The organism is Kitasatospora sp. NPDC096147 (assembly GCF_044763225.1).
Lineage (GTDB): Bacteria > Actinomycetota > Actinomycetes > Streptomycetales > Streptomycetaceae > Kitasatospora.
The window spans coordinates 301,697-322,177 of sequence record NZ_JBIWFX010000003.1 but is presented as its reverse complement, the minus strand read 5'-3'; the positions used below and the strand labels follow the sequence as shown (position 1 = coordinate 322,177).

General features: G+C 66.8%; 22 protein-coding genes. 1 reads left to right on the top strand and 21 read right to left on the bottom strand.

Translation table 11 applies throughout. The annotated features are described in order from the left end of the window. Positions 1-43: 43 nt before the first annotated feature. From ACIRBX_RS12030 to ACIRBX_RS11950, 17 genes are all read right to left on the bottom strand, one after another. Positions 44-232, bottom strand: a complete 189-nt coding sequence (locus tag ACIRBX_RS12030) for a hypothetical protein (RefSeq protein WP_402295788.1) — start codon at positions 230-232, stop codon at positions 44-46. A gap of 1,002 nt (positions 233-1,234) precedes the next feature. Then, positions 1,235-1,495, bottom strand: a complete 261-nt coding sequence (locus tag ACIRBX_RS12025; RefSeq protein WP_402295786.1) for a hypothetical protein — start codon at positions 1,493-1,495, stop codon at positions 1,235-1,237. A gap of 48 nt (positions 1,496-1,543) precedes the next feature. Beyond that, complete coding sequence (locus ACIRBX_RS12020) at positions 1,544-2,623, bottom strand: LysM peptidoglycan-binding domain-containing protein (RefSeq protein WP_402295784.1); 1,080 nt, start codon at positions 2,621-2,623, stop codon at positions 1,544-1,546. Between the two features lie 81 nt (positions 2,624-2,704). Further along, the gene (locus ACIRBX_RS12015) at positions 2,705-2,965 is read right to left on the bottom strand and encodes a hypothetical protein (protein WP_402295783.1); all 261 of its coding nucleotides are present in this window, start codon (positions 2,963-2,965) and stop codon (positions 2,705-2,707) included. A gap of 12 nt (positions 2,966-2,977) precedes the next feature. Next, positions 2,978-3,295, bottom strand: a complete 318-nt coding sequence (locus ACIRBX_RS12010; RefSeq protein ID WP_402295781.1) for a hypothetical protein — start codon at positions 3,293-3,295, stop codon at positions 2,978-2,980. 12 nt (positions 3,296-3,307) lie between these two features. Further along, positions 3,308-4,909: a GDSL-type esterase/lipase family protein gene (locus tag ACIRBX_RS12005; protein ID WP_402295779.1), complete on the bottom strand. Its 1,602-nt coding sequence runs from the start codon at positions 4,907-4,909 to the stop codon at positions 3,308-3,310. Between the two features lie 10 nt (positions 4,910-4,919). Further along, the gene (locus ACIRBX_RS12000) at positions 4,920-5,984 is read right to left on the bottom strand and encodes a hypothetical protein (RefSeq protein ID WP_402295777.1); all 1,065 of its coding nucleotides are present in this window, start codon (positions 5,982-5,984) and stop codon (positions 4,920-4,922) included. An 8-nt stretch (positions 5,985-5,992) separates the two neighbouring features. Continuing rightward, positions 5,993-7,222, bottom strand: a complete 1,230-nt coding sequence (locus ACIRBX_RS11995) for a siphovirus ReqiPepy6 Gp37-like family protein (RefSeq protein WP_402295776.1) — start codon at positions 7,220-7,222, stop codon at positions 5,993-5,995. Positions 7,223-7,231: 9 nt separating this feature from the next. Next, positions 7,232-8,185 carry a phage tail family protein gene (locus ACIRBX_RS11990; RefSeq protein WP_402295774.1) on the bottom strand — a complete coding sequence of 318 codons (954 nt, stop codon included), beginning with the start codon at positions 8,183-8,185 and terminating at the stop codon, positions 7,232-7,234. Positions 8,186-8,287: 102 nt separating this feature from the next. Then, positions 8,288-8,827, bottom strand: coding sequence for an RICIN domain-containing protein (locus ACIRBX_RS11985; RefSeq protein WP_402296459.1), 540 nt, complete (start codon positions 8,825-8,827; stop codon positions 8,288-8,290). Between the two features lie 91 nt (positions 8,828-8,918). After that, positions 8,919-13,550, bottom strand: coding sequence for a transglycosylase SLT domain-containing protein (locus ACIRBX_RS11980; RefSeq protein ID WP_402295772.1), 4,632 nt, complete (start codon positions 13,548-13,550; stop codon positions 8,919-8,921). Between the two features lie 9 nt (positions 13,551-13,559). Continuing rightward, a complete protein-coding gene (locus ACIRBX_RS11975; RefSeq protein WP_402295770.1) occupies positions 13,560-13,844 on the bottom strand; it encodes a hypothetical protein in 285 nt (94 codons plus the stop codon). 116 nt (positions 13,845-13,960) lie between these two features. Then, the gene (locus tag ACIRBX_RS11970; protein ID WP_402295768.1) at positions 13,961-14,239 is read right to left on the bottom strand and encodes a hypothetical protein; all 279 of its coding nucleotides are present in this window, start codon (positions 14,237-14,239) and stop codon (positions 13,961-13,963) included. Between the two features lie 50 nt (positions 14,240-14,289). After that, positions 14,290-14,913, bottom strand: a complete 624-nt coding sequence (locus ACIRBX_RS11965; protein WP_402295767.1) for a hypothetical protein — start codon at positions 14,911-14,913, stop codon at positions 14,290-14,292. A 304-nt stretch (positions 14,914-15,217) separates the two neighbouring features. Continuing rightward, entirely contained in the window at positions 15,218-15,601 is a 384-nt protein-coding gene (locus tag ACIRBX_RS11960) for a hypothetical protein (protein WP_402295765.1), read from the bottom strand. Then, entirely contained in the window at positions 15,598-15,921 is a 324-nt protein-coding gene (locus ACIRBX_RS11955; protein ID WP_402295763.1) for a hypothetical protein, read from the bottom strand. Before ACIRBX_RS11955 ends, ACIRBX_RS11960 begins: the two co-directional genes overlap by 4 nt. Before the next feature lie 17 nt (positions 15,922-15,938). Further along, on the bottom strand, positions 15,939-16,268 hold the full coding sequence (locus ACIRBX_RS11950) for a hypothetical protein (RefSeq protein WP_402295762.1): 330 nt from the start codon (positions 16,266-16,268) through the stop codon (positions 15,939-15,941). A 31-nt stretch (positions 16,269-16,299) separates the two neighbouring features. Here ACIRBX_RS11950 and ACIRBX_RS11945 point away from each other — a divergent pair, with 31 nt between their 5' ends. Continuing rightward, positions 16,300-17,010: a hypothetical protein gene (locus ACIRBX_RS11945; RefSeq protein WP_402295759.1), complete on the top strand. Its 711-nt coding sequence runs from the start codon at positions 16,300-16,302 to the stop codon at positions 17,008-17,010. A gap of 19 nt (positions 17,011-17,029) precedes the next feature. Here the strand turns inward: ACIRBX_RS11945 and ACIRBX_RS11940 are convergent, their stop codons facing one another. From ACIRBX_RS11940 to ACIRBX_RS11925, 4 genes are all read right to left on the bottom strand, one after another. Further along, complete coding sequence (locus ACIRBX_RS11940) at positions 17,030-17,353, bottom strand: hypothetical protein (protein ID WP_402295758.1); 324 nt, start codon at positions 17,351-17,353, stop codon at positions 17,030-17,032. Between the two features lie 26 nt (positions 17,354-17,379). Continuing rightward, positions 17,380-18,468, bottom strand: a complete 1,089-nt coding sequence (locus tag ACIRBX_RS11935; RefSeq protein ID WP_402295756.1) for a hypothetical protein — start codon at positions 18,466-18,468, stop codon at positions 17,380-17,382. An 82-nt stretch (positions 18,469-18,550) separates the two neighbouring features. Beyond that, positions 18,551-19,039 carry a hypothetical protein gene (locus tag ACIRBX_RS11930; RefSeq protein WP_402295754.1) on the bottom strand — a complete coding sequence of 163 codons (489 nt, stop codon included), beginning with the start codon at positions 19,037-19,039 and terminating at the stop codon, positions 18,551-18,553. Positions 19,040-19,084: 45 nt separating this feature from the next. Continuing rightward, the gene (locus ACIRBX_RS11925) at positions 19,085-20,413 is read right to left on the bottom strand and encodes a phage portal protein (protein WP_402295752.1); all 1,329 of its coding nucleotides are present in this window, start codon (positions 20,411-20,413) and stop codon (positions 19,085-19,087) included. Positions 20,414-20,481: the final 68 nt, after the last annotated feature.

The window sequence follows — 20,481 nt, the reverse complement described above, 5'->3', positions numbered from 1 at the left end:
GCGAAAGAGCCCCCTCCCGCTAGGGAGGGGGCGTTCCTGTTGGCTACTTCCGCAGCTCGTAGCGCTTCTGGCGGCGCTTCTTGTCGCGCCGCTGCTTGCGCTCCAGCTGGCGCTGCTCGCGCCTCTGCTGCTTCAGGCGGTTCCGGTCCTGCCACCAGGTGAGCCGGTGCTCGGACTCGGTGGGCATGGACTTCTCGAAGAACCGGTCCGCCACCCATGCCGCGATCAGCATGGTGATCAAGATCAGCCACCCCCACCAGGGGATGACAGCCCCGAGGGTCAGGAGAAGATCGAAGAAACTGCGCACTGCGCACCCTCCCTAAGAGGGGGCACCAGCTACGCGGAGAGAACGAAGCTGTAGGGGTGCCCCAGACGGGACGTCGGCCGGGCAGTCCCCGGCCGACGTAGCTCCGCCGGGAGCGGCTCCGGGCCCCTGGGCACCACGGGGCCGGCCAAGCGCTCCGAGCCGCAGACGCACGCCCAGGTCGGCGGTACGTAGCCGACATAGATGGGGCGCAGCCCGATGAGAAGTGGGAGCAGGATTGCAGGGCCACACACCAGGACAAGGGCCACGAGCGTAAGCAGCTCGTCGAGCTCGCCGCGCCGAGCCTGGGGGCTGACCTTGGCGCCGCACGTCCCGTCAACGACAACCCGGAACGGGTCCGGCTTGGGTGGCTCAGGCCGCCTGCCCATGAGTAGGGCCCAGAGAGTCGCATAACTGGACTGCCCACACTTGCAGGGGGCCAGCATGCGCAGGTTTGTCTCCGAGGTCACCACCGGCCCAGCTGGCGGGCCGTCCCCGGTGACCGCCGGGGCAATGGAGTTGACCTCGAAGTGATAGGTCTGCCGAACCCCGTTGATGAGACCGTCAAAGCGGAAGTCGTACCGTGGTGCGGCGGCCTCCGCCATGCGCTCGGAGCGCAGTCGATCAAGGAGACTCATCCACACAGTGCGCCTGGCGCTGTGAGTGACCTCCGCTGCCATCCTCGCGGCCCGGCTAGCCGCCTCGTGGAAGAGCCTGTCCAACTGAGGAATGGTGATGCGCGCCAGCTCCGGCTGGCGCGGGTCACTTGGCGCCGCCCAGTGCCAACCGTCCTCACTCATGCGGCCATGATAGGCCATCAGTCGGACAAGCCCGCTCGCGCGCCGCCGACTTGGGTTCGGAGGGGCGCGCTCGCGGGCCCACGTTGGGCCAACAATTTCCCCTCCGAACCGCTAATCGAGCCTACCGCTGTCAGGCGGTCAGGTCGGTCTCCTGCTGGGTGAGTTCGGCCTGCCGGGCGGTGGCCCGGTCCCACGGGGACGTCTTGTGCAGGGCCACGGTGGTCTTGGTGTCCTCGTGTCGCTGTGCGGCCTCACCCGCGCCTAGGACGGCGGCGGCCACCGCGAGCAGGGCCTCCCACGGGACGGCCGGCAGACGGGTGATCAGCAGCGGGACCAGGGCGGCGAGGACGGCGAAGAGCCGGACGCCGTGCTTGGAGATGAACTCATTCATGCGGAACTCCTATGACGAGGTGTGGTGGTACGGGGACCTGATGGGAGGTCAGGTGACGGGCGCGGTCCAGGCCGCGCGCCACGTGATCGGGCCCACGACCGCGTCCACGGGACGAAGGCCCTTCTGGGCCTGGAAGCGACGGGCGACGCTCGCCGACTTCGGGCCATACAGGCCGTCCACCGTGATGTCCCAGCCGCGTGCACGCATCTGCGCCTGCCACTGCCGGACCTGCGGGGAGTAGGTGGGCTGCTGGCCGGGCGAGTAGCTGAACGGCCGGCCCGCGTAGGCCGGGACTCGGCCGGCACTCGGGTTGGTCGGCTTCGGGGGCTCGGGCTGGCTCTCGGGAACCGGCGGGGTGCCGCCGCCGGAGGAGCCGCCGGAACTGCCCGACCCGGAGGAGCCGTTGCCGCCGCCCGGCTGCGGGTTGGCGGGGACCGTGATGGGCTGACCCGGCTGGATCACGTCCGGGTTCTTGATGCCCGGGTTCAGGGACAGGACGGTGGCGAGGGTGACACCGGCCGCTGCGGCGATGGCGCCAAGGGTCTGACCCGCTCGAACGACGATCGTGCGCGTGGAGGTGGAGTTCCCGGCCGGGCCAGAGGCGGTGGCCGCGTAGACGAAGCCGGACTTGCCCTTGAGCATGGGGTCCGCGGTGGTGACCCCCTCTGCGTAGGCCGGGAGGCCGTAACCATGCACGTAGCCGTCGCGCCGCGCGCGCTTGCGGCGGCAGACCTCGTACCCCTCCGGGGAGCCCTCGTCGTTGGTGTTGCCTTCGATGGTGAAGATGAAGTCGCCGTCGTAGCCGGTCACGAGACCGGTGTGGGTGCCGCCGCCGGGGCCGAAGAAGACCTGCGCGCCGACGGCCGGGTAGGCGGAGAAGCGGCCCTTGTTCTCGAACCAGTTGACCCCGGTTGCGCACGATGCGGTGCGCGGGAGCCGGTCAGCGAGGCCGGCCTTCATGGCCACCCAGGAGACGAAAGTGGCACACCAGGGCTGGTAGTTGGACCACTCCAGCCCGGGGACCTCGCCGCTGTACTTCTGCTTGTTGTTGTAGTTGCCGGGCGATCCGCCCTCGCGGTAGCCGAGCTGGCTCGCGGCCATCGCGATCATGTCGTTTGCCTGCGCCATGCGGTCTCTCTTTCGTTCGGGGACATGGAGAAGGGGACCGGCGTCGGGCCGGTCCCCTTGAGTGAATGAATCGATGAACTGCTAGATGTGGAAACGCAGCTGTTCGGGGGAGAGCTGGGTGAGGAGCTGAACCAGGCGGGCGTTCTCGACCTCCAGGCGGGCCAGGCGCTCCTTGATCTCGGTCATGTCGGCCTGGAGGCGGTCGGCCCGGGTCTTCTGTGCCTCGGCCTCCTCGCGCCACAGGCGCGCGGTGTTGATCTGCCAGGAGGCGCGGACCATGACGAGCGCGGCGGTGATGGAGGCGGCGGTGCCCGCGTAGCCGAGGATCTGGAGTGAATTCATTCGCTCACCTGCCTACGCGGGGTCCACGATGAGCCACGCCACGGTCGAGGTGTCGGTGCTGCTGGTGGACTTGACGGTGAACGAGGTGCCCGCCGTGCGGGTTTGGACGTAGAGCGCGCCGGGGGTGCCGCCCGGGGTCTGGGCGGTGAGGAAGACGCGGCTGGTGGCGGTGATCGCGGTGGTGGTCACGGTCGCGGTGCCGGCCGCCAGGGCGGTGGTGCCGAGCTTGGCATTGGCGCCCTCCTTGAGCTTGAGGCCGTAGCCAGCGGTGGTGGTGCCGAGGCTGCCGGCCTCGGTGTACTGGTCTCCGGTGTAGAGGTTGGTGGGCAAGGGCGGCCCCTTTCAGTTGGTCAGGATGGGCAGGATGGTGGCCGCCATCGCGGCGTGCCCAGCGTCGGACATGTGGACAGGGTCCGCGCCGGACCCGGACGGGTCGTACGCGTTGCCCCAGTAGCCGAGCTGCTGCGCGTAGTTCCAGGAATTCCGGCCGATGGCCCAGGAGTTGACGAACGCTGCGCCGAACGCCTCCGCGATGGCGCGGCCCCGGGCGCAGTAGTCCTGATAGCGCAGATGCGTGTTGTCGAACTTCCCGATGTGCTGCATGACGATCATGACGTCCGTGTCCCCGGTGGCGGGCAGGCCGGTGGCGGAGGTGCCATCGCGGACGGCCGTCAGGACGGAGCGCAGGTTGGCAGACCAGGTATCGACACTGACGCCCTTAGAGGCGTCGTTGCCGCCCACGCAGTACAGGAGGAGATCGGCAGGGTAGTCGGCGCCCCCGTTCCAGCCGAGTCGGCCGGGCGCGGCGAAGGTCGCCGAAGTGGCGCCCCCACGACCGTAGTTGTTGACCACCACGCCGCTCGCGTTTTCGCCGGTGACGCCGTTGACGGACAGGTACTGACCGTTCGTGCCGCTGTGCTTGATCGTGACGGTGTGGGTGCCGGCCGCCAGGCCGGTGACCTTGGTGACGATCGGTGCCAGGCCGGTGGAAGCGGTGTCAGTGACGGTGACCGGGGCGGCCTGGTCGATCTGGTACGTCCAGGCGGGCCGGGAACCGTCCTTACCGAGGGTGTAGATCCGCACTTCGGTGCCGCGCACCGTGAAGGTCAGGCTCTCGCCGGGGATGGTGGAGTACAGGTAGTGGGCGCCGGGGCCGTTCGCGTTGGACCCTTCAATCCAGCTGCTGCCGGTCTTGCCAATCAGAGTGCCGTTGTCGGTCCACTGGCTGAGTGCGGGCACGGACTCGTCCGCCAGGGTGGTGGCGTTCCAGGCGCTGGAGCGGTAGCCGCTGCCGCCGTCGCCGAACTCGCTCTGGAGGCCGGAGGCGATCAGCCCCACCACGCCCTTGGTGTGCGGGGCGGAGGCGTAGAGACCCTGGAAGGTGCTGGAACCTACGGCGGCCACCACGGCCTTGCCGGTGCCCGTCTTCGCGGCGGCGCGCTTGGTGCGCCAGGTCTGGCCCCAGCCCGGAGGGACGTAGACGCCGATCTCGTTTCGGGGGTAGCGGGTGGCCGCGCTCGCGGCCAGGTACCGGGTGTCGAGGGGGAGTTGGCCGGAAGGGATCAGGCCCGTGGAGTCGAGGGTGGCCAGGCCCCCGGCCGCGCCCTTCTGGGCGCTGATCGCGCTGAGAGTGTTGTGCGGGTCGAGTGCGTTGAGGTGCGCGGTCAGGCGGTTGCCCACGGTGGTGGAGGTGACGGCCACTCGGCCGGCCCCGAAGTCGAGCCACAGCACCTCTGCCCCGTCCGGGCCGAGGAACGGGCCGATGTAACCCCTCTCGTCCGCGACGAGTTGGGTGATGGGTGTGCCGGCGGCGTCTTGCAGGTCGAGGACCTGCTTGGCGCCATCTGAGGGACCGTCCCAGACGGTGCCGACGGCTCGGGGGATTCGTGCTCCGCTGGCCGACTCGGCCACGGTATCGGCGGTTCCGCCGAACTGAACTCGCAAGGGGCGACTCCTAGTTAAAGATGCTGGCTTCGTAGGTGCCGGATAGGTACAGGTTGGCACCGGCCGGAATGCGGTTGAGGCCGTCGAGGCCCATGCTCGGATATACGCGGTTGGGGGTGAAGAGGTGGAGAGTGGAGCTGCCGTTCCACCAGACGGTTCCGGTGACGTGGCTCATGTAAGGCACTTCCCCGGCCCAGTTGGTGTTCTCCAGGAACCCGGAGAATGAGGCTGGGACAATTCCACTGACGGGCTGGGGAAGCGCCACCGTGAAATGCCAGGCCCCGTCTGTGGTGTCGATGTGGGCGGAGCTGCGGTTGCTGATCCGCAGCCCGAAGTGGACGACTCCGGGGGCGATCCAACGCCAGCGGACGACACGGTCAACGTCCGGCACCTGGGCGGCGCTGGTGCCTCCCAGTACCGTAGTGAAAGTGCGGGACTTGCCCAGGTCACGGGTCACCACCAGGCCGTCACGGCCCCGGAAGTGTTCGGCCTGGCTGCCGTCACCGTTTACGTCGAGGTCGTACAGGAAGGCGTTGGGCTCGGTGAACTGGGCGGTCTCGGCGGTGTTCCACGGACTCCCGATCACGGGCGGGGCGCCGAATTGGAGCCGGGGCAGGACGCTGACGGCCCCGTTAGAGGCCGGCACGGCCACCTCGTACAGCACCATCTCCCACACCTGACCAAGTTCGCGTTGCGGCTGCGGCGCCACCGGGGTAACGCCCGGCTGCCCCTGCACTACCGCCAGGTTGACGCTTCCCTTCGGCAGGTCGGCCCGCAGCACGATGGTGTCCCGGCGCGGCACGGAGGCGGCGTTCGCCGCGACCGGCACCGCAAGCGGCGCATCCAGCTCGTAGGCGAACCCGCCCACCTGCGCACGGCCAGGCGCGATCTCCACGCTGCGCCCGACGACGCGGGCCGAGAAGGGCAGGGCCCCGGTGGCGTAGGTCGGTGCGGTCAGCCGGAAGTCGATCCGGTCGCCGTGACCGGCGGCGAGCTTCTGCCACTGGGTTTGGCTGACCATGTCGGTCCCGCCGGAGGCGTTGGCCTGGGAAAATGGGTAACTGATCTCTGCCATTGATTCATTCACATCCTTGCTTCGAGGCGGCGGAGCTTCTCCCGCAGCTCCGACACGGTGCGGTACAAATTGAGGGGCTCGCCGCTGCCCTGCTCGCCGACCTTGGGGGCGATCGAGGTTGCCCGGCCGCCGTCCTCAACGCTGATGTGCACCTCCCGAAGGATGTCGGTGTACTCCACGCCGTCGATGGCGACGGTCACCAGGTCTCCCACGAAGTAGTCCCGGCCGAAGCGAAGTTGCTGGGTGTCGATCGGGTAGACCTGGAAATTCCCGGTCCGCTCACCCTGTTGAAGAGCGGACTCCGCAGCGGCCACTACCGCCTTCTTGGCGGCTTCGAACTCGTCGTCGGTGGTCTCCGGCCGAGCCTTCACAGGCTGGCCGGTGGTCGGGTCCGTCTTGAGTGGGAGGTCCCGCCGGTCCACGAAGACTTCCGCCTGAACGCCCCACTCCTCTTCGGCTTCGGTGTCCACCTGCTGGTGGAGGTAGCGGTCAGGGCCCTCGCCCTGACAGGCCACGATGACCCTGGTCGCCTTCGGGGCGGACAGGGTCCACACGTACTCGCGCAGGTTCCCCAGCTCGGGTGAGAAGCGGACCTGCTTGGAGAGGTCGCGCGGCTTGAACACCTTGACGTTGATGGCCCGTTGGTCGGGTTCGTAGAGGAAGCGCCAGCCGACCTCCTTGGAGGCCGACCAGGGCTCCAGCGCGTCTCCGACGACGTTGAAGCGGACGTTGTCCGCCACCTCGGGGCCGAAGTCCGGCTCCGGCTCGAAGACCAGGCCCGGTACCCGCCGGTCAGCCAGGGCGCCGGGACCGAGGGAGCGATACAGCTCCTGCCAGATCGCCCGTGCAGCCGATCCGGTGACGGTCCGGGACTCGGGGGCCCGGAACTGCTCGCCCACCGGCTTGCCGGGGTCTGGAAAGGTCAGCCGGTTGTACGCCAGCTGGTTGTCACACTTCCCGCCGACGTAGACCGAGCCCTCACCTGTGTGCTGCTGAACGGTCCAGTACGACTGAAAGAAGTTGATCTTTCCGCTGAACACCGGGTCCGCCACGCCGTCCTGGTAGATCGCCAACCCCCCTCCCTTTTGCAGGAGTTCGGCCTGTGGAGTCCCTGCCTTGACCAGGAGTTGGAAGCTGCCGGGACGGCAGTGGGAGACGGTGAAGTCCAGCTTGATCCAGGTGTCGATCTCGCCGACGGGGCGGAGGTCGCGGTCTCGCGCGATGATGCGGTATCCCAAGGGCTCCTCCTAGTAACTGGCGTATCGCGGTTCGAATTTCAGCCGGACGGACGCTGTTCCGGAACCGGCGATCACTTCGACCCTGGCCGTGGAGCGGCCGACAGGCACACCCCAGAACTGCGGGTTGTCGGCAAGCCGGGGGTAGAAGTTGGTGCCCTTGTCATCCCTGATCGTCTTGATCCCGGGGCGGGTATCGATGGTGAGCGTGGTGCCGGCCGGGATGACCGGTAGGCCGACAGGATCGGCGTCAATGCCGAAGGAGCGCGTGCCGTAGGAGATCCGGAAGGACATCACGGGCCCGGTCAGGGTCCAGATCGGCGAGGCCGCACAGTCACCTCGGTTGTAGATCGGCAGGTCCGTGGCGGTCCGTGATCCGCTGCTGAGCCGCAGTGGAAGCAGCTTGCCGAGCATCGGTTGGCCCGTGCCGAAAGACCAGTCGGCTACCTGTTCGGTGTCGGAGTAGAACCACGGGTCGAGCGCGGTGAACACCAGGCCGTACTTGGCCCAGGTGAATCCGGCTCGGTCCTCTGCCTCGTTGCCCTCCAGACCGCCCTTGTAGTACGCCCGGAGAATCCGGGCCTGACCGTCGGCCTCCACGAATTTCAGTGCGACATAACCGAGTTGGGGGTCAAGAGCTTGGGTGAGCCGTCGCTTCTGCTCGCGCAGGGTCCGGCGATCCACCCCGTAGAGGTAGAGGGGGAGCATGACCTCGCGCTGTGTGACCCGGGTACTGCGGTAGATCGAACCGTCCAAGTTCGGGGAGTCGTCCGAGTGGAGCTCGTACGGCGGGGCGTCGAGGCCGGTCGCTCCGGCCTGGAGCCAGATGCCGGGCCAGCGGTTCCCGGCGTGGCCGGTGAGAGGGATCTCCTCGCCCTGGCCGTTGGCTCCGGTGAGTGAGACGTAGGTGTGTTCCCACAGGACCGGCTCCGGCGGGCCGGGGATCGGGGGTCGGGTCTCGTCCACCGGGACGAGCACTGCGGGAATTGGCAATGGCGCCTCCGAGATATTGAAATACAAAGCGGCCTGTGAACCATGAGTTCACAGGCCGCCAGGGGTGCTTCTTGGTTACTCCGGAAGGGGCAGCGAGGGAATCGAAGGAGCTTCACCTTCGAACGGGGCGCCGTCATAGAACGGGCTCGGGGTAGCCCAGAGTTGGTCGATGGAGCTACTGTTGCAAGGCCACTGAATGAGCCGCTTTGCAACAGCCTTGCTGGAGCCGACTCCCAGGCACTTGCCCGAGTAGACGTTCCTGATCAAGCTGTTGCTCGGAACCCACCACTTTTGGTCAACTGAGCCGTTGCAGGTGTATTGGATTACCACGGGCCCGCTGTCCAGACTGGAGCTCACGCCCATGCATTTGTCGGTAGTTTCATTGCGTATGAAGTACGCCCGAGCGCCCTTGTTGTCCTTGGTGGGAACGAAGTTCCAGGACTTGCTCCCGGTACGGAGTTCATTGCACGGGACCTGAACAACCGGTGCGCCGTTGCCGGGCTCGCCCACAATTACGCACTGGCCACTGTATCCGTTGACGATGGTGTGCCAGTTTCCTTCTGCCGCGCTTGCCGTGTTGGGCCCCGCTGCCACAGTTGCAACCGCGACGGCCATAGCGCCGAGTACCTTTAGCGACTTCATTTCCACCCCTTTGCCTGTGCATGAAACGATCATGATCATACACGGGGGCCGGTGTGTACTTAGGTCAGATCCCGTGCAGGGCCTCCATGTACTGGAGGGCCCGGATGGTGGCCTGGGTGGTGTCCTCGTGCTTGGCCTCGTGCACGTGGATCTCGTACTTCCGCCCGCTGAGCAGGGCTTCGGTGTCGCGGTTGTTGTAGACCCGCTCACCGCCCCGGAAATCCACGATTTCCCGGCCGCGCTCGCCGACCAGGGCGAGCCCGGGTGAGGCGGACGTGGTGCCGGTCCAGTACCCCCGGGTGCCCGAGAGGGCGTCAGGCCAGCGGGAGCCGTATCTGTTCGTGGCGTAGTTGAGCCCGGCGTAGATGGAGGCCAGAGGGTCTGTGATGCCTCGACCGTGATACGGCCCGGCGTAGGCGTCGAATGTGGCCTTGATGGTCTGCATCAGGCCCCTGCTCGGGCCAATGGCCGGGTTCAGGGCGTTGCTGTCCCAGAGGTTGACGGCGGTCGGGTTGCCGCCCGACTCCACTCCGATGCGGTGCAGCACAAGACCGGTGTAGTCCTGCGCCAACCCCAGTTCGCCGAGGACCCGTTGGACCAGCGGGGTCCACCTGGTGACTGCCTCCGACATCGGGCCGAGGCGGGCGATGGCGTCGGAGAAGTCGAAGGCCGGCCGACTGGCGTTGACCTGTTGGCCGTCGGAGAAGTCGAACAGGCCCTCCGTGTTCGGGAGGGACTCCTTCGCGGTGTCCATCATGTCCGAGAGGACCTGACCGGCGTACGAACTCGGCGAGTCCACGATGGACTTGAAGGCGGTCACCATGTCCGTCAGCTGGTCGATCTCGCTCTTGGCGATTTCCCAGATGCCCTCCAGCGCCCCCTTCGCGGTGCCGAGCGGATCAGTGATCAGATCGCCTGCTGACCCGGCGATGGACTTGACCGAGTCCCAGATGCCGCCCAGGAGGTTGGAGCCTCCGGACTTGAGTGTCTTCATGGAGAAGGTGTTGCCGAGGAAGCGTTCGCCGCGCTGGACGATGTTGCCCGAGCCCTTCCACACGTCGTTCCAGAAGTACTCGCCAAGCACGGGGGCGATGGCGCCTCCGGCGATGCCGAGCGCCTGGCCGATGCCGGACGGCACGCGTCGCATCAGGTCGAAGGAGTCCCGGGTGACGAAGTCGAACATGTCCCGGAAGCGGTCGGCGGTGCGGGAGCCGAGCCACCGTGAGGTGGTCGTGCCGCTCCCGAGCATCCCGCCCTGAACGGGTCCGCCAAGGGCGTTGGAGGACTCGTCGAAGGTCATGGTGCTGGTGGCCGCGCTGGCGATCGGCCACACGTTCTGGAGGCGGATCGCGTCCCGGATCTGGTCCAGGCCGAGGCGTCCGGCGATGCCGCCGGAGGCGAACCGCGAGAGCCGGCCCGCACGGGCGAGGCCGTTCCAGTGGTGGATCAGGGACGGGCCGAGGGTGGCTGTCACTTCCGGCCGCAGGATCGCCTCACCCGGGCTCAGCAGGGCAGGGATGTTATCCACACCTGGTGCATAACCCGGAAGAACACCACCGGAGTTGTACTTCTTTGGCTTGCTCGGACCCGGCGAGCTGTTGCCGCCGGGAGCCCTCCGGCTGACGTTGTCGATCGCGTTGTCCAGGCTGTTGGCGTGCCGCTGGGCCTTCTCCAGAGCCTCGGTCAGCTTGTCCACCCGGTTGACCAGGTCGTTGAGGGTGCGGTCGTTCAGCAGGCCGATCCGGCCAGCGAGTGAGCCTGCCCCGGTGCCCATACCTACGATGTTGTAGGCCCGATCCGCGGAGTCCCGGACCTGATTGAATTCATTCACCAGCCCGCTGAGCGAGCGGGAGTTGAGCAGACCCACCCGACCGGCCAGCGACCCTGCTCCGGTGCCCTGGCCCACCATGTCGTGGGCCCGGTTCGCGGCGGCGTGGACCTGGTCGAGCTCGGCCCGAAGGCCGTTCAGCGTACGGGAGTTGAGCAGACCGATACGCCCGGCCACTGACGTGGCGCCAGTGCCCTGGCCGATCTTCTCGTACAGCCGGTCCGCTGCCCCGTGCGCTTGGTCGAGTTCGCCCTTGAGGGCCTTCAGGGTCTTGGCGTTGAGCTGGCCGGCCTCGCGCTGAGCATCCTGCAGAACGGCCACCAGGCGCTCCGCAGCCTGCCGGAGATCAGTCACCTCGCCCTGGACGGCGGAGAGCGACTTGGAGTCCAGCTGGCCGACTTCCCGCTGCGCGTCCTTGATGGCGGCAATCAGCCGGTCCGCCCCCTGGCGGAGGTCATTGACCTCACCCTGAACGGCGGAGAGGGAGGAGCGGTTGAGCGACTCAATCCCCTGGGTCTGAACCTGCCGGATCTCGGTACGAGCCTGGCGGGCGGCGGAGGAGACGCTCCCGGTGCCGCCCAGCTCGTTAGTGAGCTGGCGCATTGAGGTGCCTGCCACCTCGCGCAGTGCGCGCCGCAGTTCCTCGGCCTGGTCCTCGGCGGCGCGGATCTGCTGCTGGACATCCCGCATCTGAGTCCGGATCTGCCCGGACTGGGAGTTCCCTCCCCGGAGGCTGTCCACGGAGCGCCGAATCGGTCCCCGGGTGTCTCCGCCGCGCAGTGCGATGCGGCGGTCCCGGTAGGTGTCGAAGTAGCTGTCGCCACGGACCCGGCCGGCAACTCCCGCGCCGGTCTGACGGAGCGTCCGCACCCCTCCGCGGACTCCTCGTCCCGCCAGTGCTGCGGCCCCGACGGCCGCCCGGATCGGCACCAAGCCCAACGAGAGGATCTTGGTGACCTTGCCCACTACTGTGGTGAGCAGGCCGAGCCCGATCAGCAGCGGCGCGGCCACCACGGCGATTTGAGCGATCTTGAGCGCGGCTTCCTTGATCTGCGGGTGCTTCTCCATGAAGGCGGCGGCCCGCTTGGCCCAGCCGGTGACCCGCTCCACCTCGTCCACAAAAGCCTGGAGCGCGCCCGGCAGGTGCCGGAGCGCTGACTTCCCCAGGTCCTGGAGATCATCGAGGATGCCGTCTTGGCCGATGATCGACTGACCGAGCTTGGTGTAGGCGTACTGCCCGTCCTTACCCTCCTGGACGAACATGCTGCCAAGCTCGTACTGGCCGCGCTCCTTCATCTGCTGGAGGCGGCCCGAAATCGTGGCCGAGGTCATCTTGGCCGCGTAGCCCTCGGAACCCTCCTCCTTGGAAAGCTTCTCTCCGGGCTTCTTGTTGTAATTCGGCTTCCAGTACTCCAGAAGTGAATCGGCAATCTCCGCGCCGGTAACGCCGCCACCCTTGGCTGCGGGGGTTCCGACGGTCTTCCACAGTTCTTCGCTGGACTTGAAGCCGAGCATATTGGCCAGCTCGGCGGCCGGGATGCCCGTCGCCTGAACTAGCTGCGTAATATTGCGAGTTGGGGCCCGGTCGCGGTCCATGATCTTGTCGAGGGCGTACATCGCGCGGTCGAACTCGGCGCTGGTGATATTTCCCGCGCGGGCCATGGAGTCACCCACGGCCATAATCAGGTCAGTGGCCTTCATGGCGGCCTTGTTGGCCGCTCCGGTCCGCTTTCCCGTATTGTCACTGAACCAGTCCTGGTCTCCGCCGGCCAAGGACCGAATATATTTCATCTGATACGTGTGCATACTATCAATTGAATATGGAGTTTCAATTGCGTATTTCTGCACCCGGGACATCTGCTCGGAGCTGGTCTTGGTGGACACTCCGGCGGCCGTGAGGCCGAGCTGCCCCAGGAGGCGGGTGTCGCCGGACTGCACACCGATGCCGGTGAGCACGCCGGCCACGGTGGTCAGCGGTAGCAGTAGGCGGTTGGTGATGATGTTGCCGGCCTCGGTGGCGTTCGTGCCGAGGGTCTCGATGGACGTTCCGACACCCTTCCAGCCGGTCTGGATCTTGGAAAGGGTGATGCCCTGGGAGGACTCAATGGTGCCCAACTCGGCTCGGTAGTCCGCTAGTTGACGGCGCAGGTCCCGGGTTCCGGCCTGGTTGGCGGCGAGCTGCTCGCGCAGGTCGGCCCGGCGGGCCGCCTGACTCGTCTGCATCTGCTCGCGGATCTGCTGCTCGGCACGGGCAGCGGCGGCCACGCGCTCCCGCTGCATCCGCTCATACGCGGCTGCGATCTCTCGGTCCATCCGGGCCGAGTCCTCGACGGCCCGCTGACGCTGCCGGGCTTCCGCTTCTGCGGTGCGCACCTGCTCCGCCGCCACGCGGCGAAGCGCCGCCAGGCGCTCCCGCTCCTCCTGCTGAGTCTGCCGGGAACGGGTCTGGGCAGCAGCGGTTTCCTGCGCCACGGTGGCGCGAAGGGCTGCGCGGGTGACTGAGCTGGTCTCCTCGGTGAGCTGCTGCTTGCGCTCCTCCAGCTTGCGGGCTTCCTGGAACCGGCGGACCGCCTCGGTGCCGAACTGCCGGGTCAGCTCCCTTTCAATTCGTTCAAGGGTCTCGGCGGAGTCCTTGGCTTCGCCCTCAACTGCCTGCTTGGCCTTGGCAGCCGCCTTCGCGGCGGCGGCCGGCAGGGCGGCCATGCCCTTGGTGGCCGCCGCGGACATCTGCTTGGCGGCCTGATCGCCGACCTTCTCCATCTCCCGGGCCACCTCGGCCCGGAACTTGCCGATCGCCTCCTTGCTGAGATTGGTCGTGATCTCGATATAGCCCGAGCCCACCTTGATGGGGCCGCGCGTAGTGGCCATGCGGACCTCCTAGTGGGTGTTGATCTGGGTCATGAAGGCGGAGAGCTCCGCCCCGGTGGCGAACTCCTGCTCCGGCGCGGCCGGCGCCTCTGCGCCAGGCCGGGGAAGCGGCTGCGGTACGTCAATGCCGCTGCTGCTGGTCGAATTCGCCTTGATGAACAGGAAATTGGACAGCTCCAAGGCGTCGGAAACGCGGGCAAGGAGGTGTTCGGTGGTGCCCCACTCGGTGCTGGCGTCCAGCTCGGCGAGCAGGGCCGAGCGGCCGGGCCGGGCCAGCAGGGCCCGGATCAGCACGTGCAGTCGTCGCAGCGAGAGCCGTCCGCGCCACAGGTCCAGCAGATCTACCCCGAAGTGCTCCAGGAGATCGACCTCAAGGGCCTCGGGGTGGTCCTGGACGACGCGAACGACCGTCAGGAGTTTCCCGAGTCACCCACCGACGTGGAGTTGATCTTGACGGCCAGATCCTGGAAGGAGCCGATGGTGGGGCCGGTGGCCAGGTACTCGCGCCACTTGTCCATGCCGATGATCAGGCGGACGGCCTCCATCTCGTCCTCGGCCTCCAGGAGGGCCAGGGGGAGGTTACGGGGGGCGGGGATCACGAAGGTGATGCCGTCGTGCTCCACGGTGGTGGAGGTGTCGGTGGCCTCGGCCTCGGCCGCGGTGGTCTTGCTGGTGGTGCTCTTGGGCATGCGTCAGCTCCGGTGCTGTGAAGGGGGAGTGGGAGAGGAGGGGGTGCCGGTTACGGGGTGGTCGGCGGGGCCGGCACGGTGACCTCGCCCAGAGCCGGATCGGTGGAGAGCACGTAGCCCAGGCCGCCCGCGAAGTCGAGAGCGGAGATGGTCAGCTCGTACTTCTGGGACTCCACCCGCTGGAGGGTGATGCCGCCACGCTCGGAGATCATCGCGCGGGGGATGACGCAGCGGTTGAGGATGCCCTTCTCGGACCAGTCCACCACAAGGCTGATCTCATCCAGGGTCGGGCTGGAGGCCAGGTCGAGGCGGTAGGTGCCGGTGGGCTTGTTGGTGTTGTCCAGTACCGGCTTCCAGGTGGCGCCGTAAAACGCCTCCGTGGTGATCTTGTTGGACTCCAGCAGGGTGGCCTTCACCTGGAATGAAGCCGACTTCACGACGTACATCACGGGGGTGGCGGACTGCCACGCGCCCACGGGGTCGGTCTCGATCGAGGGGGTGATGGTGACGCCGCCCTCGTCCACATAGCCAAGAGCCTTGTACCCGGACGGCGCGGTCTGGCCGTCGCCTACCTCGATCGGCAGGGTGGTGCCGCCCGGTCGGCCGGACGGAGCGGGGGCCAGGAAGAGCCCGCCGCCGGGAGCGAATCGGATCTGAGATGCGACGTTGGTCAAAAGCCCTCCAAAGGGGTGGGGGTTGGGGATACTGGTCTCAGCAGGCCGAGCCACCTTCTGGTGGGCGGCCGGTGGCCCCGCGTGCGCGGGGATGAACCATGGCTCACGTCAGGGTTGATGAGGGTCGCTAAACAACCCCCGCTGCTGCGGGGATCGTTCAAGTTGCTCCACCAGCTGGTGGAGATGTGTCCGCAACTGCGGAATAGACCGTCTACGAGCTGCTTGGCTTAGGTCGCGTCACCTTCTTCCGCTTCGCGGAATCCAGGGCACCCCTTCGGGGGTGCCCTCCCCTGTTCGGGTCCGACTAGGCAGCGATGTAGAAGATGGTGAGCTCGCCCCCGTAGACGTGCTCTCGGCTGTCGGGGTCGGGGAGGTAGCAGGGGCTGCTGATCTCCGCCACGTCGAGGACGTAGGCGCCACCGGCCTCCTGGTCGGGAAGCTGCTCCAGCAGCAGGGCACGGACCCGGTAGGCCAGGTGCAGGGCCTCCGTCCGGTCGAGGTGGTACACGTCGTACTCAACGTCCGCACGGTCCATGCGGTCCCGGACCAGGCGGTGACCACCGGACTGCCGCAGCAGCACGGTGACCTCGCCGACTTCCCGGCCCACCAGATCCCCGGTGACGCAGCCCTTCGGGATGCCGGGCGCCGAACTGAGGTACTCCCACAGGGAGTTCACGGGGTCGATCACTCGATCCGGGCCTTCTCCAGCGCCTCCTTGAGGAAGAGGCGGCCGGGGTGCCGTCGGCCGGCACGGTCGCGCCAGCCGCGCTCTTGCAGCATGGTGTGCCGGACGTCCGGGTCGTCCTCGATCACGACCTGGCCGTACCACTGCCGGTACAGGGTGACCATGGCGGTGATGTTGGCCTTCGAGCGGTTCCAGTTGAGACGGCTGTTGCTGCCTCGCGGAGCGCCCTTGATGGCCAGCTCCGCCACGATGGCGGTGTGCTTCTCCACCAGGTCCTTGGCCTGGTCGGAGGAGAGGACGGTGTCCTCCCAGTTCTTATTCATTCGCAGGGTGAAGCGGGTCAGCGTGCCCTCCAGGCGGTGATGCGGATGTGAGGGCGGGGTCCGCGGTGGTGCTCCGGCTCGCCCTCGATCTCGTAGGTGATGCCGTCCACGTCGATCCGGTCGTGCCGGCCGACAACTGCGTCAGTGGGGAGGTAGACGTGCAGGGTCTCGGAGAGCAGGTCCCGATCCGGTGACCGGGCCTCGGTGGTGGAGGAGGGCTGGGCGGACACCCAGCCCTCCCAGACCTGCTGCGCCATCTCCCAGTCACGACGGCGCGTGTAGGCACCTGCGGTCACCGGAGCTCGGTGGACTTGAGCCCGCTCGGTGAAGTGGATGAAAACGGCCACGCTCCTTCCGGGGTTGCGGTTGAATCTGAACATGACTGATATCGCAGGGAGTTGGTACACCGAACCCATGGTCTTGGCCCTGGTCGGCGCCTTGGCGACGATCATTGCCGGGGTGGTTGCTGCCTGGGCTGCGCTGCGCGCAGCATCCCGGCGTCGAGGCAAGCTGAGGTTCCAGGTTTCCAGTGAGGCTCTCATTGCAGGATCAGGACAGAATGCGCAACTGCAAGTTTTGGCCCAAGGAGTAGCGCTAAATCAGCCGCGCCTAGTCACTGTTGTGTTGGATAATCTGGGTAAGCAAGACATCGTTGCTGCGGCATTTGATCGAGGGCTTCCAATCGTCCTTGACTTCTCTGCGCCCGTGGTTGAAATTATCGAGAGAACATCAATTCCAGCGTCAAGTGCAGTTCCCAGCCTAAGTTTTTCCGGAAATAAAATCGAGCTCTCGCCTTCCCTTATTTCAGCTGGACAGAAGGTTCGCCTGTCCGTTCTGATTGACGGTCCGAGCTCTCCGCTTGGATGCAACGCCAGCGTGGCGGGTGTCGATGTTCAGATTCTCAATGATATTTCAATGGCGAAGACTGAAGAGCTCCAAAGGGCTCTAGCTGCCTTGTCGCTGGCCACGCGTACCGGAATCAGCGTCGTTGTGGTAGTAATTTTTATGTGGGGAACGTTGTTGGGGGTCATGCTCGGACTCGGGGTCGGAGTGCTCCTTGGGCACGCAAATATTCCGCCAGTGAAGTAGGCGCACTCCTTCAGATCCGCTATTGGACAGTCACCCTGATCGAGCCGACGGTGCGCCGGTAGGGCCGCAGAACAGTGCGTGCAGCCTCGGAGAGGCCCAGCACGGAGGCTGCGGCCTGGTACTGCACTTCCAGCTCGCCCGTGCGCTCCATGATCACGCCGGGGGCGGCGGACAGGTTCCGGATCACCTCGGAGCAGGTAACGGCCTTGAAGACGGCCGGGGGTGCAGTGCGGTCCCAACTGCCGGTGCAGTAGGCGGTGATGAAGGCGGTGGTGTCCTCGATCAGGGCGGTCCACTGGGGCACCTCCTCCGGGAGGACGGGCCGCCGCAGACGGGCGGCCACGTCCTCAACGGTGGCGAACAAAACGATCAGCTCCCGGTGCCCTCGGTGATGCTGATCTTGAGGCCCCGGACGAACGCCTCACCGATCGCGGTGTCACGGGCGATGAACTCCGGGTCCTCCTTGACGACGGACAGGCCGTACATGGTGTCCAGGCCGATCGTGTCGCTCTTGGTGTCGTAGTTGTAGTCCACCAGCATGCGGGTCGCGATGCCGCCGATGTCCTGGACGGAGCCCTTGACCGCGCCCATCGGGATGGGCGGGCAGACGCTCGCGATGACCATCGCGGACTTGTGGAAGACGTACGCCTCCATGCCGAAGGACGGGTGGGAGACGATGTCGAAGCCGGAGAGCCGGCCGACGATCGCCCGGCGCAGGGCGTTGGTGTCGCCGGAGTACGAGACGCTCGCGAACTCCGGGTCCTTGGCGAGCACGGCCTCCGCCTCGGGGCCGACGATCAGGTACCGGTTGTCCATCGGGACACTGGCGTTGTTCATCGCCATCTTGGCGTCCACCAGGGCAACGCGGAGCGCCAGGGCGCGGTTGACGAGGTTCTCGCGGGTGCCGGTGAAGGCGGGGAGGGTGACCGCGATGTCACCGCCGATCGCCTTCTTCTGAGTGGCCGTCAGGCCGGCCCTGGTGATGTTGCCCTTGATGAAGCTCGCCACCGTGTCATCGAAGTACTCGGCGAAGCCCCGGGTCAGGGGCTGGAGGACCTGCTGACCGAAGTTGCGCAGGTCGAAGGCCATCTGCTCCATGCTGATCTCGGAAGCGTTCTCGGCCAGGGTGGTGAGCTGGACCGGGAAGCGGGACTCCTTGATGAAGCCCTTCGGGGCCCGGCGGCTGCCGGGAAGCGGCCGATCGGAGGCCACTGGCATGGTGACCTTGTCGCCCTTGATCGGGTTGGTGATCGGGGCGCTGATCCCGGACGCCTGGACCTTGATGGAGCGGCTGGGCCGCTTGACCATGATCGTGTCACCGATGTTGCCGGTGAAGTTGAGCTCCGAGTACCGGGCGGGAATGCCGCCGAGGGTCAGTTCCCGGTCCAGAAGACCGAGAGCGGCAATCGTGACCTGCTTGGGATCGAGGTTGAAGTGGTGGGTAGTGGCAGCGGGCATAGGCATCTCCTGGTCAGGGAACGGAAGAGCCCCTCGGCGACGGCCAAGGGGCATGCAGTGTCAGGGAGTTGTGCAGGATGTTCTAGTTGAAGGTGTCACCGGCAATCAGGTTCGCCAGCTCGATCGGGTCCATGCTGGTGATCTCCCGGCCACGGGAGCGGTTGTGACCGGCACCAGGCGACTGGAGGAACTCCGGCTCGGCGGGGGCCTTCGGGATCGTCGCCACGTACGAGCCGATCCGGGCCGCGTCAGGGCGGCCGTCCTCGCCGATGAAGCGGGCCAGGTCGAGGAACTCCACCGCAGCGGTGACACCGGCCTCCGCGGCCTGGGCCCGAATCTCGGCCTCGGCCAGGTTGCGGCCCAGCTCCGCCAGGGCAGTGCTGCGGCCCTCGGTGCGAGCCGACTGCACCGCACGCTCCTGCTCGCTCAGCTGCGCAGTGCGCAGCTCGTTCAGCTCGCTGCTGACCTGCTCCCACTTGCGCTTCCACTCGGTCACCTCGTCGGTGGCCGGCGGAATGACGGTCGCGCCCTCGGGGGCGGTGCCGGCCTCGGTGGTGGTGGTCTCGCTCATGTACAACTCCTATGGGTATGAGGGAAGTTCGGTCCGGAGGACCGGCTACTTCATTTCGTGGATCTTGCGGTTCGCATTGCCGCTGTTGCCCTGGGGCGGCTTGGAGGCCGCCTTCTTGGCCTCGACGGCCGCAGGATCGTGGCGGGGGTTGATCCGTGCGATCTCGGCGGCATGCTCGGCATCGCGCTTGCGCATCGCCCGGAACGCTTCGATCTGCGTGGGGGTGTATCGCGCGTCAAGCCACAACTGCTCTTCGGGAACGTTGAGTTGAGCCAGCTTGAGCAGCGCGTCAATGTGCTGCGCCTCGGTTCGATACTCGGGGTCTCGCCAGATGGTCTCCATCTCGAAGGCATCCTTGCGAGGGTCCTTGATCACTGCGAAGCACAGTCGGACGACCCGCTCCCACGCCTCTCCGAAGTGGAGCATCTTCTCCTTGACCTTGGCGACGAGACCGGCCTCCGCTGAGAGGATCGACTCCCCGGACGGGGCGGTGGCCCCGTTGACCAGGAAGAAGTGGGCCGGGAGGCGGCTGACGCTGGCCAGGTGCTGGACCAGCATGCCCACCAAGGTCACGTAGTTGCCGAGGTCGGCCGGGGCGAAGGCGCCGAACTTGGCCTGGGGGTCCTCCGCCTGAAGGATCTTGTCCACGGCGACGTCGAACGGCTCGATCGGCCGGCCGTTGATGTCCTCCTGGATTTCCAGGCCGGTAACGTGCCGCTGCGGGAAGGCTGCGAACTCACTGGCCGTCAACGCGTCCATGACGGTCTTGTTGATCGCGTCCTGGATCGGGATGCAGTTCGCCAGGTCCGAGATCGGGTCGCCAACCAGCCTGCGCCTGTTGTTGAACGGGACGACCGGAACCACGCCGAGCGGGTTCTTCTTCCGGGTTCCCTGCGTCCACGAGGTACTACCGAGGGGGACGTCATAGACGTACTTCTCGGTCCACAACATCGCGCCCTGGCGGCCCCAGGCGTCGGAGTAGAAGTTGGCTGCGGCCTCCAGCTCGGTCAGCGAGCCCGCCTTGTACTGCACGGCCATCGACTCGGCGGAGACCGGCCGGATGGACGGTTGCCCGTCCTTGTCGGCCCAGACCAGGACGTATGCGGTGCCCTGGATCATCGCGTCCAGGTGGACCGAGTTGGAGAAGGCATCCATGCTGGAGCGCTGCCAGAAGGTGCGGGCGTCCCTGTCGGCCCCGCTGCTGCCGGGGAAGCGGAAGCCTTCGACAAACATTCTTTCATTCGCCGAGTCCACGATCATGCCGCAGAAGTTGTCCCGCCAGCCGCTGAACACGTCCCGGAAGGCTGCCTTGTACCGCATCTGCGAGAAGGCAAGTTTCTGCTGGTCACCGTCGTAGTACTGGGCAAACTTCACTGCCAGCGAGTCCGGCCCAGGCAGCCGGGAATGCAGATGGGTAAGCCATTCCTCCGGCTTTTCCGGAG

Excerpts from the sequence above, each read along its gene's own strand:
- ACIRBX_RS12020 (WP_402295784.1), bottom strand. The coding sequence starts at position 2,623 with ATGGCGCAGGCAAACGACATGATCGCGATGGCCGCGAGCCAGCTCGGC.
- ACIRBX_RS11985 (WP_402296459.1), bottom strand. The coding sequence starts at position 8,827 with ATGGCCGTCGCGGTTGCAACTGTGGCAGCGGGGCCCAACACGGCAAGC.
- ACIRBX_RS11930 (WP_402295754.1), bottom strand. The coding sequence starts at position 19,039 with ATGAGCGAGACCACCACCACCGAGGCCGGCACCGCCCCCGAGGGCGCG.
- ACIRBX_RS12030 (WP_402295788.1), bottom strand. The coding sequence starts at position 232 with ATGCTGATCGCGGCATGGGTGGCGGACCGGTTCTTCGAGAAGTCCATG.
- ACIRBX_RS11945 (WP_402295759.1), top strand. The coding sequence starts at position 16,300 with ATGACTGATATCGCAGGGAGTTGGTACACCGAACCCATGGTCTTGGCC.
- ACIRBX_RS12025 (WP_402295786.1), bottom strand. The coding sequence starts at position 1,495 with ATGAATGAGTTCATCTCCAAGCACGGCGTCCGGCTCTTCGCCGTCCTC.
- ACIRBX_RS11970 (WP_402295768.1), bottom strand. The coding sequence starts at position 14,239 with ATGCCCAAGAGCACCACCAGCAAGACCACCGCGGCCGAGGCCGAGGCC.
- ACIRBX_RS11955 (WP_402295763.1), bottom strand. The coding sequence starts at position 15,921 with ATGAATAAGAACTGGGAGGACACCGTCCTCTCCTCCGACCAGGCCAAG.
- ACIRBX_RS12000 (WP_402295777.1), bottom strand. The coding sequence starts at position 5,984 with ATGGCAGAGATCAGTTACCCATTTTCCCAGGCCAACGCCTCCGGCGGG.
- ACIRBX_RS11980 (WP_402295772.1), bottom strand. The coding sequence starts at position 13,550 with ATGGCCACTACGCGCGGCCCCATCAAGGTGGGCTCGGGCTATATCGAG.
- ACIRBX_RS12015 (WP_402295783.1), bottom strand. The coding sequence starts at position 2,965 with ATGAATTCACTCCAGATCCTCGGCTACGCGGGCACCGCCGCCTCCATC.
- ACIRBX_RS11935 (WP_402295756.1), bottom strand. The coding sequence starts at position 18,468 with ATGCCCGCTGCCACTACCCACCACTTCAACCTCGATCCCAAGCAGGTC.